The sequence below is a fragment of the Streptomyces sp. NPDC058964 genome (genome assembly GCF_042741275.1).
Taxonomy (GTDB): domain Bacteria; phylum Actinomycetota; class Actinomycetes; order Streptomycetales; family Streptomycetaceae; genus Streptomyces.
The window spans coordinates 1-13,549 of the sequence record NZ_JBHYKH010000236.1 but is presented as its reverse complement, the minus strand read 5'-3'; the positions used below and the strand labels follow the sequence as shown (position 1 = coordinate 13,549).

Annotated in this window: 13 protein-coding genes and 2 tRNA genes; 8 read left to right on the top strand and 7 right to left on the bottom strand. The window is 70.7% G+C overall.

The genetic code is table 11. The annotated features are described in order from the left end of the window. Positions 1-81: 81 nt before the first annotated feature. The 4 genes from purM to ACFW2E_RS26235 form a co-directional block, all read right to left on the bottom strand. Entirely contained in the window at positions 82-1,173 is a 1,092-nt protein-coding gene (gene purM, locus ACFW2E_RS26250) for a phosphoribosylformylglycinamidine cyclo-ligase (protein ID WP_384469527.1), read from the bottom strand. Positions 1,174-1,206: 33 nt separating this feature from the next. Next, a complete protein-coding gene (gene purF, locus ACFW2E_RS26245) occupies positions 1,207-2,736 on the bottom strand; it encodes an amidophosphoribosyltransferase (protein WP_384469526.1) in 1,530 nt (509 codons plus the stop codon). Positions 2,737-2,809: 73 nt separating this feature from the next. Further along, positions 2,810-3,607 carry an META domain-containing protein gene (locus ACFW2E_RS26240; protein ID WP_384469525.1) on the bottom strand — a complete coding sequence of 266 codons (798 nt, stop codon included), beginning with the start codon at positions 3,605-3,607 and terminating at the stop codon, positions 2,810-2,812. A gap of 64 nt (positions 3,608-3,671) precedes the next feature. Next, positions 3,672-4,469 (bottom strand): sterol carrier family protein, encoded by a 798-nt coding sequence (locus ACFW2E_RS26235; protein ID WP_384469524.1) that lies wholly within the window; start codon positions 4,467-4,469, stop codon positions 3,672-3,674. A 12-nt stretch (positions 4,470-4,481) separates the two neighbouring features. Here ACFW2E_RS26235 and ACFW2E_RS26230 point away from each other — a divergent pair, with 12 nt between their 5' ends. Next, the gene (locus ACFW2E_RS26230) at positions 4,482-5,414 is read left to right on the top strand and encodes an MFS transporter (RefSeq protein WP_384469523.1); all 933 of its coding nucleotides are present in this window, start codon (positions 4,482-4,484) and stop codon (positions 5,412-5,414) included. Between the two features lie 72 nt (positions 5,415-5,486). Here the strand turns inward: ACFW2E_RS26230 and purL are convergent, their stop codons facing one another. Genes purL through purS form a run of 3 tightly spaced genes read right to left on the bottom strand, consistent with a single transcriptional unit; the run spans position 5,487 to position 8,682 of the window. Continuing rightward, complete coding sequence (purL, locus tag ACFW2E_RS26225; RefSeq protein WP_384469522.1) at positions 5,487-7,745, bottom strand: phosphoribosylformylglycinamidine synthase subunit PurL; 2,259 nt, start codon at positions 7,743-7,745, stop codon at positions 5,487-5,489. Then, positions 7,742-8,422, bottom strand: coding sequence for a phosphoribosylformylglycinamidine synthase subunit PurQ (gene purQ / locus ACFW2E_RS26220; RefSeq protein WP_384469521.1), 681 nt, complete (start codon positions 8,420-8,422; stop codon positions 7,742-7,744). The genes purL and purQ overlap by 4 nt, the downstream gene beginning before the upstream one ends. After that, positions 8,419-8,682: a phosphoribosylformylglycinamidine synthase subunit PurS gene (gene purS, locus ACFW2E_RS26215; RefSeq protein ID WP_015659417.1), complete on the bottom strand. Its 264-nt coding sequence runs from the start codon at positions 8,680-8,682 to the stop codon at positions 8,419-8,421. Before purS ends, purQ begins: the two co-directional genes overlap by 4 nt. Positions 8,683-9,024: 342 nt before the next feature. Between purS and ACFW2E_RS26210 the strand changes: the two genes are divergently transcribed. The 7 genes from ACFW2E_RS26210 (at position 9,025) to ACFW2E_RS26180 (ending at position 13,472) form a co-directional block, all read left to right on the top strand. Further along, positions 9,025-9,342 carry an Lsr2 family protein gene (locus tag ACFW2E_RS26210; RefSeq protein WP_384469520.1) on the top strand — a complete coding sequence of 106 codons (318 nt, stop codon included), beginning with the start codon at positions 9,025-9,027 and terminating at the stop codon, positions 9,340-9,342. Positions 9,343-9,478: 136 nt separating this feature from the next. Further along, positions 9,479-9,550 (top strand) — tRNA-Gly (locus tag ACFW2E_RS26205). Between the two features lie 119 nt (positions 9,551-9,669). Next, a tRNA-Gly gene (locus ACFW2E_RS26200) sits at positions 9,670-9,745 on the top strand. A gap of 128 nt (positions 9,746-9,873) precedes the next feature. Next, a complete protein-coding gene (locus ACFW2E_RS26195) occupies positions 9,874-10,824 on the top strand; it encodes an ABC transporter ATP-binding protein (protein WP_384469519.1) in 951 nt (316 codons plus the stop codon). After that, entirely contained in the window at positions 10,821-11,618 is a 798-nt protein-coding gene (locus ACFW2E_RS26190; RefSeq protein WP_384469518.1) for an ABC transporter permease, read from the top strand. Before ACFW2E_RS26195 ends, ACFW2E_RS26190 begins: the two co-directional genes overlap by 4 nt. A 16-nt stretch (positions 11,619-11,634) precedes the next feature. Then, positions 11,635-12,861, top strand: coding sequence for a sensor histidine kinase (locus ACFW2E_RS26185; RefSeq protein ID WP_384469517.1), 1,227 nt, complete (start codon positions 11,635-11,637; stop codon positions 12,859-12,861). Then, entirely contained in the window at positions 12,858-13,472 is a 615-nt protein-coding gene (locus ACFW2E_RS26180) for a response regulator (protein ID WP_384469516.1), read from the top strand. The genes ACFW2E_RS26185 and ACFW2E_RS26180 overlap by 4 nt, the downstream gene beginning before the upstream one ends. Positions 13,473-13,549 lie beyond the last annotated feature (77 nt).

The following is a 13,549-nucleotide window of genomic DNA, read 5'->3' as shown; positions in this document are numbered from 1 at the left end:
GGGGGCCGGACCGGGGACCGCCGGTGCGGGCTCCGGGGGCCCCGGCAGGCCCCGCGGAGATCAGGCGCGGCGCCGGCACCGTCAGGCGTAGTCGCCGATCAGGGTCGCACCCGTCGCGTGCTCGCCCCGGTCCGTGATCTCGCCGGCGACCCATGCGTCGACCCCGCGGTCGGCCAGCGTCGCCAGGGCCACGTCCACCGACTCCTCGGGCAGGACGGCGATCATGCCGACGCCCATGTTGAGGGTCTTCTCCAGCTCCAGGCGCTCGACGTCGCCGGTCTTCCCGACGAGGTCGAAGATCGCGCCCGGGGTCCAGCTGGACCGGTCGACGACCGCGTGCAGCCCGTCCGGGATCACCCGGGCCAGGTTGGCGGCCAGGCCCCCACCAGTGACATGGCTGAAGGCGTGGACCTCGGCGGTGCGGATGAGGGCCAGGCAGTCCAGCGAGTAGATCTTCGTCGGCTCCAGCAGCTCCTCGCCGAGCGTCCGGCCGAACTCCTCGACCTGCGAGTCGAGCGACAGGCCGGCCTGGTTCAGCAGGACGTGACGGACCAGGGAGTACCCGTTCGAGTGAAGACCGGAGGACGCCATGGCGATCACCGCGTCACCCTTACGGATACGATCCGCGCCCAGCAGCCTGTCGGCCTCCACGACGCCCGTACCGGCGCCGGCGACGTCGAAGTCGTCCTCGCCCAGCAGACCCGGGTGTTCGGCCGTCTCGCCGCCCACCAGGGCACAGCCGGCCAGCACACAGCCCTCCGCGATGCCCTTCACGATGGCGGCCACGCGCTCGGGGTGGACCTTGCCGACGCAGATGTAGTCGGTCATGAACAGCGGCTCGGCACCGCACACCACGATGTCGTCCATGACCATGGCGACCAGGTCGTGGCCGATCGTGTCGTACACGCCGAGCCGGCGGGCGATGTCGACCTTCGTGCCCACGCCGTCCGTGGCGGAGGCGAGGAGCGGACGCTCGTAACGCTTGAGGGCGGAGGCGTCGAAGAGGCCGGCGAAGCCGCCGATGCCACCGAGGACCTCGGGGCGCCGGGTCTTCTTCACCCACTCCTTCATCAGCTCGACGGCGCGGTCGCCCGCTTCGATGTCGACGCCCGCGGCCGCGTAGCTGGCACCGGTGCCCGCGTGCGGAGCAGGCTGATCAAACTCAGCAGACATGGAGGTGAGAACTTTCGTGTCGTCCTGCAGGTGTCACGGGCGACGGATCGCGTCGGCCGCGGCCGTGGCTGCCGGGCCGGCTGCCAGCTCGGTCTCCAGGAGCTGCTTGCCGAGCAGCTCGGGGTCCGGGAGCTCCATCGGGTACTCGCCGTCGAAGCAGGCGCGGCACAGGTTCGGCTTGGCGATCGTGGTCGCCTCGATCATGCCGTCGATGGAGATGTACGCCAGGGAGTCGGCGCCGAGCGAGGTGCCGATCTCCTCGATGGTCATGCCGTTGGCGATGAGCTCGGCGCGGGTGGCGAAGTCGATGCCGAAGAAGCAGGGCCACTTCACGGGCGGCGAGGAGATCCGGATGTGGACCTCGGCCGCGCCCGCCTCACGGAGCATGCGCACCAGCGCGCGCTGCGTGTTGCCGCGCACGATCGAGTCGTCGACGACGACCAGGCGCTTGCCCTTGATGACTTCCTTGAGCGGGTTCAGCTTCAGGCGGATGCCGAGCTGCCGGATGGTCTGCGAGGGCTGGATGAAGGTCCGGCCGACGTACGCGTTCTTCACCAGACCGGCGCCGAACGGGATGCCGGAGGCCTCCGCGTAGCCGATCGCGGCCGGGGTGCCGGACTCCGGCGTCGCTATCACCAGGTCGGCCTCGACCGGCGCCTCCTTGGCGAGGCGGCGGCCCATCTCGACGCGGGAGAGGTAGACGTTCCGCCCGGCGATGTCGGTGTCGGGGCGGGCGAGGTACACGTACTCGAAGACACAGCCCTTGGGCTTCGCTTCCGCGAACCGGGAGGTGCGCAGACCGTTCTCGTCGATGGCGACGAACTCGCCCGGCTCGATCTCGCGGACGAAGCTGGCGCCCGTGATGTCGAGGGCAGCGGTCTCGGAGGCGACGACCCAGCCACGCTCGAGGCGGCCGAGGACCAGCGGGCGGATGCCCTGCGGGTCACGGGCGGCGTAGAGGGTGTGCTCGTCCATGAAGACGAGCGAGAAGGCTCCCTTGACCTGCGGGAGGATCGCGTGCGCGCCCTCCTCGATGGTCAGTGGCTTGCCGTCCTCGTCGACCTGGGCCGCCAGGAGCGCGGTGAGCAGGTCGGTGTCGTTGGTGGCCGCGACCCGGGCGGACCGGCCGTTGTTGTCCTTCGGGAGGTCGGCGACCATCTCGGCGAGCCGCGCCGTGTTGACCAGGTTGCCGTTGTGGCCGAGCGCGATGGAACCGTGCGCGGTGGCGCGGAACGTCGGCTGGGCGTTCTCCCACACGGACGCGCCGGTGGTCGAGTAGCGGGCGTGTCCGACCGCGATATGACCCTGGAGCGAACCGAGAGAGGTCTCGTCGAAGACCTGGGAGACCAGGCCCATGTCCTTGAAGACGAGGATCTGGGAGCCGTTGCTGACCGCGATTCCCGCGGATTCCTGACCCCGGTGCTGGAGGGCGTAGAGCCCGAAGTACGTGAGCTTTGCGACCTCTTCACCCGGAGCCCAGACACCGAAGACGCCGCAAGCGTCCTGGGGGCCTTTCTCGCCGGGAAGCAGATCGTGATTGAGTCGACCGTCACCACGTGGCACGGCACCGAGTGTAGGCGAGATCGACCACTGGTCCGAATTGGCTAATGCCCCGAAGATGCGTGTTCGTCATCGGTCACCTTGCGGCAACAGCGGTCACCGTCTCGCCGTTTTCGCTGGTCAGCGTGAGGGTGCGGTGCTCCACCCGGTAGGCGACGGTGCCGCCGAAGAGGCGCAGCAGGCTCTTTTCGGTGTGCATGAGTGAGGCGTCGCACATCATTCGGGTGATCCTGGCGGAGCCCAGGGTGATACGGGCGTCGCGGACCGTGGCCCGCGCGGTGACCTGATTGCAGCCCAGGCGGCCGGTGACCGTGCCGGCCCTCCGGTCGAAGGTGAGGTGGGCGTCGGCGCCCTTCGGCAGGGAGGCGGCGGTGCCGTCGGAGCCGAGTGCCGTGATGTTCCACCTGGTGCCCTGGAGCGGGGCGTCCGGCTCCTCGGTGAGGTGGACGGTGTCGCCGTCGCTCGTGGTGAGGGTCAGTTCGCCGCCCTTCACCTTGGTGGTGAGGGGGCCCGCGGCGAGGGTGCGGGCGAGGGTCCGTTCGAAGGCCATGGGCCTGCTCCCGCACGCCATCTCGGTCACGGCGGTGTCGCGGAGCCGGATGCGGTCGCCCTCGAAGGCGGCCCGTGCGCTGAAGTGGTTGCAGCCGTAGTTGCCCTCGGCCCGGCCGTCGTCGCCGATCTCGACGTGGGCACCGGGCGGCGCGCGGTGGTCCGCGCCGTCCACGGTGACGCTGTCGACGGTCCAGTGCACTCCTGTGACCGGTCGCTGCGCTCCGGCGGTCGCGCTGCCCGCGTGTTCGTTGCCGCAGGCCGCCGCGAGGGGGACGAGCACGACGGCGGCCGTGAGAGTCAGTCGCTGTTTGTGCCAGTACATGTCGATTCGACGGAGGACACCGGCCGATCGGTTCCCTTCACGTCATCGACTCACCCGCATCGGCTCACGCCATCAGCGGCAGCAGCCCGCCGAGGTCCGCCCGCTCCCCGCTCGCGCTGACCTTGGCCTCCCCGACCGCGTCCTGCCAGCCCAGCCGTCCGGTGGCGAGCCGGATCCAGGTGAGCGGGTCGGTCTCGACGACGTTCGGCGGGGTGCCGCGGGTGTGCCGGGGCCCCTCGACGCACTGCACGACGGCGTAGGGCGGGATGCGGACCTCCGTCGAGCCGCCGGGTGCCTTCACGGCGAGCGCGTCGGCGAGGAGCCGGGTGGCGGCGGCGAGGGCCTGACGGTCGTACGGCACCTCCAGGCCGGGCACGGCGGCGTTCAGGTCGTCGGTGTGGACGACGAGTTCGACGGTACGGGTGACGAGGTAGTCGTCGAGCGGCAGCGCGCCCGCGTTGGTCTCGAGGAGCCGGGTGCCGGGGTGCTCGTCGAGGAGCGGGCCCAGGCTCAGGTCGATCTCGGCGAGGTAGGCGTCGAGGTCGGGGTGGCGCTCGGCGAGCCGCCGGGTGAAGTCGGCGATGGCCGAGGAGCTGGCCGCGGTGGCGAAGGGCCAGTCGAGGAGCACGGCGTCCTGCTTCGCCGGCTCCGGACGTTCGAGGGCCCGGTGAACGGCGGTGACCGCCATCCCGATGTGCGCGACGAGGTCCCGTACCGTCCACTCGCCCAGCCGCGTGGGGAGTTCGAGCCGCTCCGGACCGAGGCCGCGGACAGCCTCCCGCACGTTCCCGAGCTGGGCGGACACCGCCCCGCGGATCTTGGCGGGGTCGTAGGTGCGGAAGCGTTTCCTGGCCGTGGGCATGATGGCGACCCTATGCCCTCACCGCGTAGTCCTTCAGGCCCTTTTCGACCAGCTCGAAGGCCCTGCGGACGCGTTCCGGACCGGCGTGGCCCTCGCGCCGCCTTCTCCACCACACTGCTGCTCGTCACCGAGTGGGGCGCCGAGCAGTACGCCTGGTCGTCCCCGCGGGTTCTCGGGCTCGCCCTGGCCTGCGCCGGTGCGCTCGGTCTGTTCCTGCGCCGCCGGTTCACCGCCGCCGAACCGATCCTGCCGCCCGCCATGTTCCGCGTCCCGGAACTCCGTCTGGGCTTCGCGATCCAGGGCCTGACGGGCGCGGCCATGGCCGGCGCCATGTACTACGTGCCGATCTACCTCCAGGTGGCCCGCGGCATCACCAGCTCCTCGGCCGGCCTGTTCCTCGTCCCCATGGCACTCGGCATCGCGGCCGTCGGCATCGTCGCCGGACGGCTCACCGAACGCGGCTGGTCCGAGCGGACCTTCGTGATCAGCGGCGCGGCCGTCACCCTGACGGCCTTCCTGCTCCTCGCCACCACCGAGAGCGACACCCCGCTGTGGTGGCTGCGCGCCGAACTGCTGCTCGTCGGCATCGGATTCGGCCAGCTCCTCGGCCGGCTGATCCAGGTGGTCCAGGACGCGGCGCCCCGCCATCAGCTGGGCGTCGCCACCACCGCCGTCCGCTTCTTCCAGACGCTCGGCACCGCCGTCGGCGCGGCACTCTTCGGCACCCTGCTCGGCCGGCTGTACGACGGCCCCGGCGACGTCGGCGCCCTTTCCTCACTGCGGGGCGCGGCGCACACGGCCGGCGCCGGGGCTCACGTCTCGGCGATGGACGCGGTGTACCTGTGTGGCACGGGTGTGATGGCGGTGTGCCTCCTGCTCGCCCCGTGCCTGCCGAAGTCCCGGCCCGCCCGCCCCGAGTCGGCGCGGGAGGCGGTGACGGCGTGACTCCGGGGACGCGCGCGCGAAGGCCCCGGCCGGAAGAGTTCCGGGCGGGGCCTTCGGTCCGCGTACGAAGAGTCAGGCGAGCAGCGCCGGGATCGTTCCCTCGTGCGCCTCGCGCAGCTCGACGAGGGAGAGCGCGAACTCGCCCTGGACGTCCACGGAGTCGCCGTCCACGACACCGATGCGGGTGGCCGGGAGACCGCGCGCACCGCACATGTCGTTGAAGCGGACCTCCTCCGAGCGCGGCACGGCGACGACGGCACGGCCCGCCGACTCGGAGAACAGGAAGGTGAACGCGTCGAGCCCGTCCGGCACGACCAGACGCGCGCCCTTTCCGCCGAGCAGCGCCGACTCCACGACGGCCTGGACCAGACCGCCGTCGGACAGGTCGTGGGCGGAGTCGATCATGCCGTCGCGGGAGGCGGAGATCAGGATCTCGCCGAGCAGGCGCTCGCGCTCCAGGTCGACCTTCGGGGGCAGGCCGCCGAGGTGGTCGTGGACCACCTGCGACCAGGCCGAGCCGCCGAACTCCTCACGGGTGTCGCCGAGGAGGTAGAGCAGCTGGCCCTCCTCCTGGAAGGCGACCGGCGTGCGGCGGGCGACGTCGTCGATGACGCCCAGCACCGCGACCACCGGGGTCGGGTGGATGGCGACCTCGCCCGTCTGGTTGTAGAGCGAGACGTTGCCGCCGGTCACCGGGGTGCCGAGCTGCTGGCAGGCGTCGGCCAGGCCGCGGATGGCCTCCGCGAACTGCCACATCACCGCCGGGTCCTCGGGCGAGCCGAAGTTCAGGCAGTCGGAGACGGCGAGCGGCTTGGCGCCGGTCGTCGCCACGTTCCGGTAGGCCTCGGCGAGGGCCAGCTGCGCGCCCGCGTACGGGTCGAGCTTGGCGTACCGGCCGTTGCCGTCCGTGGCGATGGCCACGCCGAGGCCGGTCTTCTCGTCGACCCGGATCATGCCGGAGTCCTCGGGCTGGGCGAGAACGGTGTTGCCCTGCACGAAGTGGTCGTACTGCGAGGTGATCCACTTCTTGGAGGCCTGGTTGGGGGACGAGACCAGCTTCAGGACCTGGTCCTTGAGCTCCGCCCTCGTCTGCGGCCGCGGCAGCTTGCCCGCGTCGTCGGCCTGGAGGGCGTCCTGCCAGTCGGGGCGGGCGTACGGGCGCTCGTAGACCGGGCCCTCGTGCGCGACCGTGCGCGGGTCGACGTCGACGATCTTGCCGCCGTGCCAGTAGATCTCCAGGCGGTCGCCGTCGGTGACCTCGCCGATCACGGTGGCGATGACGTCCCACTTGGCGCAGATCTCCAGGAACCGGTCGACCTTCTCCGGCTCCACGACCGCGCACATGCGCTCCTGCGACTCGCTCATGAGGATCTCCTCCGGCGAGAGCGTCGAGTCGCGCAGCGGTACGTCGTCCAGCGTCACGCGCATGCCGCCGGAGCCGTTGGAGGCGAGCTCGGAAGTGGCGCAGGACAGACCGGCGGCGCCGAGGTCCTGGATGCCGACGACCAGCTTCTCCTTGAAGGCCTCCAGGGTGCACTCGATGAGGAGCTTCTCCTGGAAGGGGTCGCCGACCTGGACCGCGGGGCGCTTGGAGGGCTTGGCGTCGTCGAAGGTCTCGGAGGCGAGGATCGAGGCGCCGCCGATGCCGTCACCGCCCGTGCGGGCACCGTAGAGGACGACCTTGTTGCCCGCGCCGGACGCCTTCGCGAGGTGGATGTCCTCGTGCCGCATCACGCCGATGGCACCGGCGTTGACCAGCGGGTTGCCCTGATAGCAGGCGTCGAAGACGACCTCGCCGCCGATGTTGGGCAGGCCCAGGCAGTTGCCGTAGCCGCCGATGCCGGCGACCACGCCCGGCAGGACGCGCTTGGTGTCGGGGTGGTCGGCCGCGCCGAACCGCAGCGGATCCACGACCGCCACCGGCCGGGCGCCCATCGCGATGATGTCGCGGACGATGCCGCCGACACCGGTGGCCGCGCCCTGGTAGGGCTCGACGTACGAGGGGTGGTTGTGCGACTCGACCTTGAAGGTCACCGCGTAGCCCTGGCCGACGTCGACCACGCCCGCGTTCTCGCCGATGCCGACGAGCAGGGCGTCCGACTGCGGGGCCTTCTCGCCGAACTGGCGCAGGTGGACCTTGGAGGACTTGTAGGAGCAGTGCTCGGACCACATGACCGAGTACATGGCGAGCTCGGCGCCGGTCGGGCGGCGGCCCAGGATCTCGACGATCCGCTCGTACTCGTCCTTCTTCAGACCGAGTTCGGCCCAGGGCAGCTCGACGTCGGGGGTCGCGGCCGCGTGCTCGACCGTGTCCAGAGGCGTCCGGCTCATGCGTTGACCAGCTTCTTGAGGATCGAGGTGAAGAACGGGAGGCCGTCGGTACGGCCCGTACCGATCAGCGGCTCGACGGCGTGCTCGGGGTGCGGCATGAGGCCGACGACGTTCCCGGCCTCGTTGGTGATGCCGGCGATGTCCCGCAGCGAGCCGTTCGGGTTGAAGTCCAGGTAACGGAAGGCGACCCGTCCCTCGGCCTCCAGCTTGTCGAGCGTGTACGCGTCGGCGACGTACCGGCCGTCCATGTTCTTCAGCGGAATGTGGATCTCCTGGCCCTCGCTGTAGTCGCCGGTCCAGGCGGTCCCCGCGTTCTCCACCCGCAGCTTCTGGTCGCGGCAGATGAAGTGGAGGTGGTTGTTGCCGAGCATCGCGCCCGGGAGGAGATGGGCCTCGGTGAGGACCTGGAAGCCGTTGCAGATACCGAGGACCGGAAGTCCGGCCTTCGCCTGCTCGATGACGGTCTCCATCACGGGCGAGAAGCGGGAGATCGCTCCGGCCCGCAGATAGTCGCCGTAGGAGAAACCGCCGGGCAGAACCACGGCATCGACCTGCTTGAGGTCCTTGTCCTTGTGCCAGAGGGCAACCGGTTCGGCGCCCGCGAGGCGGATCGCGCGCTGGGTGTCCCGGTCGTCGAGACTTCCGGGGAAAGTGACGACGCCAATACGAGCGGTCACTTCGCGGCCTCCGCGACTTCCTCCACCTTGACGGTGAAGTCCTCGATCACGGTGTTGGCGAGGAAGGATTCCGCAAGATCGTGGATGCGGGCGAGCGCGGCCTCGTCGACCGGCCCGTCAACTTCCAGTTCGAATCGCTTTCCCTGGCGTACGTCGGAGATGCCTTCGAAACCCAGTCGCGGCAGTGCGCGCTGCACCGCCTGGCCCTGGGGGTCGAGGATCTCCGGCTTGAGCATGACGTCGACTACGACGCGTGCCACTGGCACTCCCGGTGTGTGGTGCTGAGCAGGTTCCTTCAGACTACCCGCACAAAATTTCTACGCGAGTAGAGTTGTAGGAAACTACGTGACGGGCATCACGATCGGGTGTCGAACGGGTGCCTTCGCGAAAAAATCTGGGAAAGTTCGGCAGTCCAACCGTGGCAGCTATTGCGCCCGGACACGCGGGCGGATTTAGTCGGGCTTCACTTTGCAATGCCGGGCACTGTACAAATGAATTGGCAATAGCCGATACTTTGCCCAATAACAGGCGGACAGTCGACATCTCCACGACGTCATGGCACGTCATCGCGTAGGAGACGTCGCACGAAGGGACCGATATTCGTGGCGCAGAAGGTCGTGGTCACTCTCTTTGACGACATCGACGGCTCGGAAGCGGCGGAAACGATCGCCTTCGGACTCGACGGCAAGTCGTACGAGATCGACCTGAATCAAGCCAATGCCAAGAAACTGCGTAAGGCCCTTGAGCCGTACGTGGCGGCCGGCCGCAAGCGGGCGAAGTCGGGCAAGGCGTACCGCCAGACGGAGGTCGCCCCCGACCCGGCGGCCGTGCGGGCCTGGGCCCAGGCGAACAAGATGGACGTGCCGGCCCGCGGCCGGATCCCGAAGCGGGTGTACGAGGCGTTCGCCGCGGCGCAGTGAGCCGTACCCGGCCAGGAGGGGCCGACGGGCGCTCAGCCGCCCCTCGCGGCAACCGACTTGCGCGACACCCCGGGTGATCAGCTAAAGTCTGGAGCACGCCGAGGGGCGAGGCCGAAAGGCCCAGCTCACGGAACATGCGGGTGTAGTTCAGTAGCAGAACATCCCCCTTCCAGGGGGAAGGCGCAGTGTGCAATTCCTGTCACCCGCTCTGGCACCGCCGGTCTGACCACACATGGGGGTTCCCCATGCTCGAGCTTGTCGAGAGCTTGGGGAAGGATCAGGTAGGCTGGTGCTCGCACCGATCGGTGGGAGCCGGTCGGGAGCAGTGCGGACGTAGCTCAGTTGGTAGAGCGCAACCTAGCCAAGGTTGAGGTCGCGAGTTCGAGCCTCGTCGTCCGCTCCACGGAAACCCCGGTCATCACGACCGGGGTTTTTTCGTGCGCCTCCCGCGAGTGTCCGCCTGACATTTGTCATGCCGAGTGATGACACCGCGCACTGCTGCCCGGCCCGGTCCGCCGCGACGCTGAAGTCATGGACATCAACGAGCACGAGCACGTGATCGAGGTCACGGACCTCCGGCGTGTCTACGGGGGCGGGTTCGAGGCGGTGCGCGGACTCAGCTTTTCCGTGGCCCGTGGCGAGGTCTTCGCACTGCTGGGCACCAACGGCGCGGGCAAGACGTCGACGGTCGAGCTGCTGGAGGGACTCGCGGCACCGTCCGGCGGCCGGGTGCGGGTCTTCGGGCACGACCCCTGCCGGGAGCGGGCCGCCGTACGCCCGCGCACCGGCGTGATGCTCCAGGACGGCGGCTTCCCCTCGGAGCTGACCGTCGCCGAGACCGCCCGGATGTGGGCGGGGTGCACCAGCGGGGCCCGGCCCGAGGGGGAGGCACTGGCGCTGGTGGGGCTGGCCGGGAAGGCCCGTGTGCGGGTGAAGCAGTTGTCAGGGGGTGAGCGGCGGCGCCTGGATCTGGCACTCGCGCTGCTCGGCGAGCCCGAGGTGCTGTTCCTGGACGAGCCGACGACCGGGCTCGACGTCGAAGGGCGCCGTGAGACCTGGGAGTTGGTGCGCGCCCTGCGCGACACCGGCACCACCGTGCTGCTGACCACGCACTACCTGGAGGAGGCGGAGGGCCTCGCCGACCGGCTCGCGATCCTGCACGAGGGCCGCATCGCCGCCGCCGGGACGCCCGCAGAGGTGACCGCCGGCCGTCCCTCGCGGATCTCCTTCGAACTGCCCGACGGGTACTTCCTCGGGGACCTGCCGCCGCTCGCCGGGCTCGGGGTGTGCGATCACGAGGTCGCGGGGAGGGTCGTCCGGCTGCGGACCCGGGAGTTGCAGCGGACCGCCACCGCGCTGCTGGTGTGGGCCGGGCGGGCCGGGGTCGAGCTGCGCGGCCTCGACGTGCGGTCGGCCTCGCTGGAAGAGACCTTCCTGGGGATCGCGCGCGAGCAGGAGCCTGCGGCAGGAGCGGTGGCATGAGCACCCTCACCCGGATGCGCACCCCGGCGTTCGCCGCCACGGCCCGGCGGCTGCGCGCCCTCGCCCGGGCCGAACTCACCCTGCTCGGCCGCACCCGGAGCGCCGTCCTCACCGCGCTGCTCATGCCGCTCGCGCTGCCGTTCAGCGTGCGGCCGGCGGTCGGCCAGATTGACCTCAGGGCCGAGGGACTGACCGTCGGCACAGTGATGCTGACGGCCGCGGTCGGCTTCTCCTTCCTCTTCGCCGTGTACACCTCCCTGGTGGGCGCCTTCGTCGCCCGTCGCGAGGAACTGGTCCTCAAGCGGCTGCGCACCGGCGAACTCGGCGACCTGGAGATCCTCGTCGGCACGTCCCTGCCCGCGGTGTGCGTCGGGCTCGCCCAGGCGCTGGTGGTCTCCGTGGGCTGCGCGGTGCTCCTCGACGCGGGGGCTCCCCGGGCGCCGTACCTGACCGTCCTCGGGGCGCTGTCGGGCCTGGTGCTGTGCGCCGCGCTCGCCGCCCTCACCTCGGCCTTCACCAGGACCGTGGAGAGCGCCCAGGTCACCGCGCTGCCGTTGGTGCTCGTGTCGATGACCGGCTCGGGCATCGCGATCCCCACCGAGGTCCTGCCCGACCGGCTCGCCTCCGTCTGCGAACTCCTCCCGCTCTCGCCCGCCATCCGTCTGGTCCGCGCCGGCTGGACCGGCCACCTGAGCGCGTACGAGGCGCTGGGCGCCGTGGCGACCACGCTGGCCTGGACCGTTGTGGCGGTGTTTGCTGTACGGCGGTGGTTCCGGTGGGAACCCCGGCGCTGACGGGGGGTACGTGGGGATGAGCGGTACGCGCGGCTGGTGGCGGCGCAAGAGCACGCCCGCCAAGGTCGAGACGTACACCCGCTGGTCGTTCCACTCCTTCGCCGTGATCGAGGTCGCGGGGATCGGGCTGCCGGTGTTCGGGCAGGTGGGACCGGGACTCGCGGGCTGGATGCTGACCCTGGTGACCGGGCACGCGGCGCTGTGCGCCGTGACCGCGTCCCGGGCGCTCGACTGGACGCGCGGACGGTGCGATCAGCCGGAGCGGCTGCTGTGGACGCTCGGCGCGGCCACCTACGCGATCGCCGCCGCCGCGCTGGTGCTCCAGGAGTACGGCCCGAAGGGCGACGACGTCGACACGGCCGCGAGCATGGTCTTCGGGGGCGTACTGATCTTCGGCGCGGGCACCACGGCGCTCGGAGTCCGCGACCGACGACGGGTGTTCGCACTGGTGGCGGGCATCGTGGCCGGGTCGGGTGCGGTGTCCGTACTGCTGGGCGTCCCCGGGCCCGCCGCGCTGGTGACCACGATCACGGTCCTGGTGGGCGCCACGCCCCTCGCCGCCACATTCATGTTCTCCGTCTGGCTGCTCGACGCCGTCTACGAACTCGACGCGGCCCGCGAGACCCGGGCCCGGCTGGCCGTCGCCGAGGAGCGGCTGCGCTTCGGGCGCGACCTGCACGACGTACTGGGCCGGAACCTGGCCGTGATCGCGCTGAAGAGCGAGCTGGCCGTGCAGCTCGCCCGGCGCGGGCGGCCGGAGGCCGTGGAACAGATGGTCGAGGTGCAGCGCGTCGCGCAGGAGTCGCAGCGGGAGGTGCGGGACGTCGTACGGGGCTATCGGGAGGCCGACCTCGGAGTGGAACTCGCAGGTGCTCAGGGGGTGTTGGAGGCCGCCGGGATCGACTGCGAGGTGACCGGCGAGGCCGGGGCCGCCGTGCTCCCGGGCGAAGTGCAGTCCGCGCTCGGCTGGGTGGTGCGGGAGGCCACCACCAACGTGCTGCGGCACGGGGACGCCGGGCGGTGTGCCGTGAGTCTGCGGGTGCTGGAGGGACGTGTGGTGCTGACGGTGGAGAACAACGGAGCGTCCGGACCCCCCGAGGGGGGGGGGGGTTCCGGACTCGCGGGTCTGCGGGAGCGGCTGGCCGTGGTGGACGGGACCCTGAGCGCGGGAGCCGTCGCGGAGGACGGGTTCAGGCTGGTGGCCGAGGTGCCCTTGGCGGGTGTGAGTGGAGTCACGTCATGAGTTCCCCGGTACGGCTGTTGCTCGCCGACGACGAGCATCTGATCCGCGGGGCGCTGGCCGCGCTCCTCTCCCTGGAGGACGACCTCGTCGTGGTCGCCGAGGCCGCGACCGGGCCCGAGGCGCTCGCCATGGCACGGGCCCACGAACCCGATGTGGCCGTCCTGGATCTTCAGATGCCGGGCGCCGACGGTGTGAAGGTCGCCACATCCCTGCGAGCCGAACTGCCGGGCTGCCAGGTGCTGATCGTCACCGGTCACGGGCGGCCCGGCCATCTGAAACGGGCCCTTGCGGCGGGTGTGCGCGGGTTCGTCCCGAAGACGGTCAGTGCGCAGCGACTCGCGGAGATCATCCGTACCGTGCACGCCGGAAACCGTTACGTCGACCCGGAGTTGGCCGCCGACGCGATCTCCGCCGGGGACTCGCCGCTGACCGCTCGCGAGGCCGAGGTCCTGGAGCTGGCCGCGGACGGGGCGCCGGTCTCGGAGATCGCCGAGCGGGCCGCGCTGTCGCCGGGGACCGTGCGGAACTACCTCTCGTCGGCCGTGACGAAGCTCGGGGCGGAGAACCGGCATGCGGCGGTGCGTCTCGCCCGGGAGCGAGGTTGGGTATAGTTGGCCTCGCGCCACGGCGCATGCGGACGTAGCTCAGTTGGTAGAGCGCAACCTTGCCAAGGTTGAGGTCGCGAGTT

Coding starts and splice junctions, on each gene's coding strand:
- purM (WP_384469527.1), bottom strand. CDS start 1,173: ATGTCTGCTGAGTTTGATCAGCCTGCTCCGCACGCGGGCACCGGTGCC.
- ACFW2E_RS26235 (WP_384469524.1), bottom strand. CDS start 4,469: ATGCCCACGGCCAGGAAACGCTTCCGCACCTACGACCCCGCCAAGATC.
- ACFW2E_RS26230 (WP_384469523.1), top strand. CDS start 4,482: ATGCCCTCACCGCGTAGTCCTTCAGGCCCTTTTCGACCAGCTCGAAGG.
- ACFW2E_RS26195 (WP_384469519.1), top strand. CDS start 9,874: ATGGACATCAACGAGCACGAGCACGTGATCGAGGTCACGGACCTCCGG.
- ACFW2E_RS26240 (WP_384469525.1), bottom strand. CDS start 3,607: ATGTACTGGCACAAACAGCGACTGACTCTCACGGCCGCCGTCGTGCTC.
- purL (WP_384469522.1), bottom strand. CDS start 7,745: ATGAGCCGGACGCCTCTGGACACGGTCGAGCACGCGGCCGCGACCCCC.
- ACFW2E_RS26190 (WP_384469518.1), top strand. CDS start 10,821: ATGAGCACCCTCACCCGGATGCGCACCCCGGCGTTCGCCGCCACGGCC.
- ACFW2E_RS26185 (WP_384469517.1), top strand. CDS start 11,635: ATGAGCGGTACGCGCGGCTGGTGGCGGCGCAAGAGCACGCCCGCCAAG.
- ACFW2E_RS26180 (WP_384469516.1), top strand. CDS start 12,858: ATGAGTTCCCCGGTACGGCTGTTGCTCGCCGACGACGAGCATCTGATC.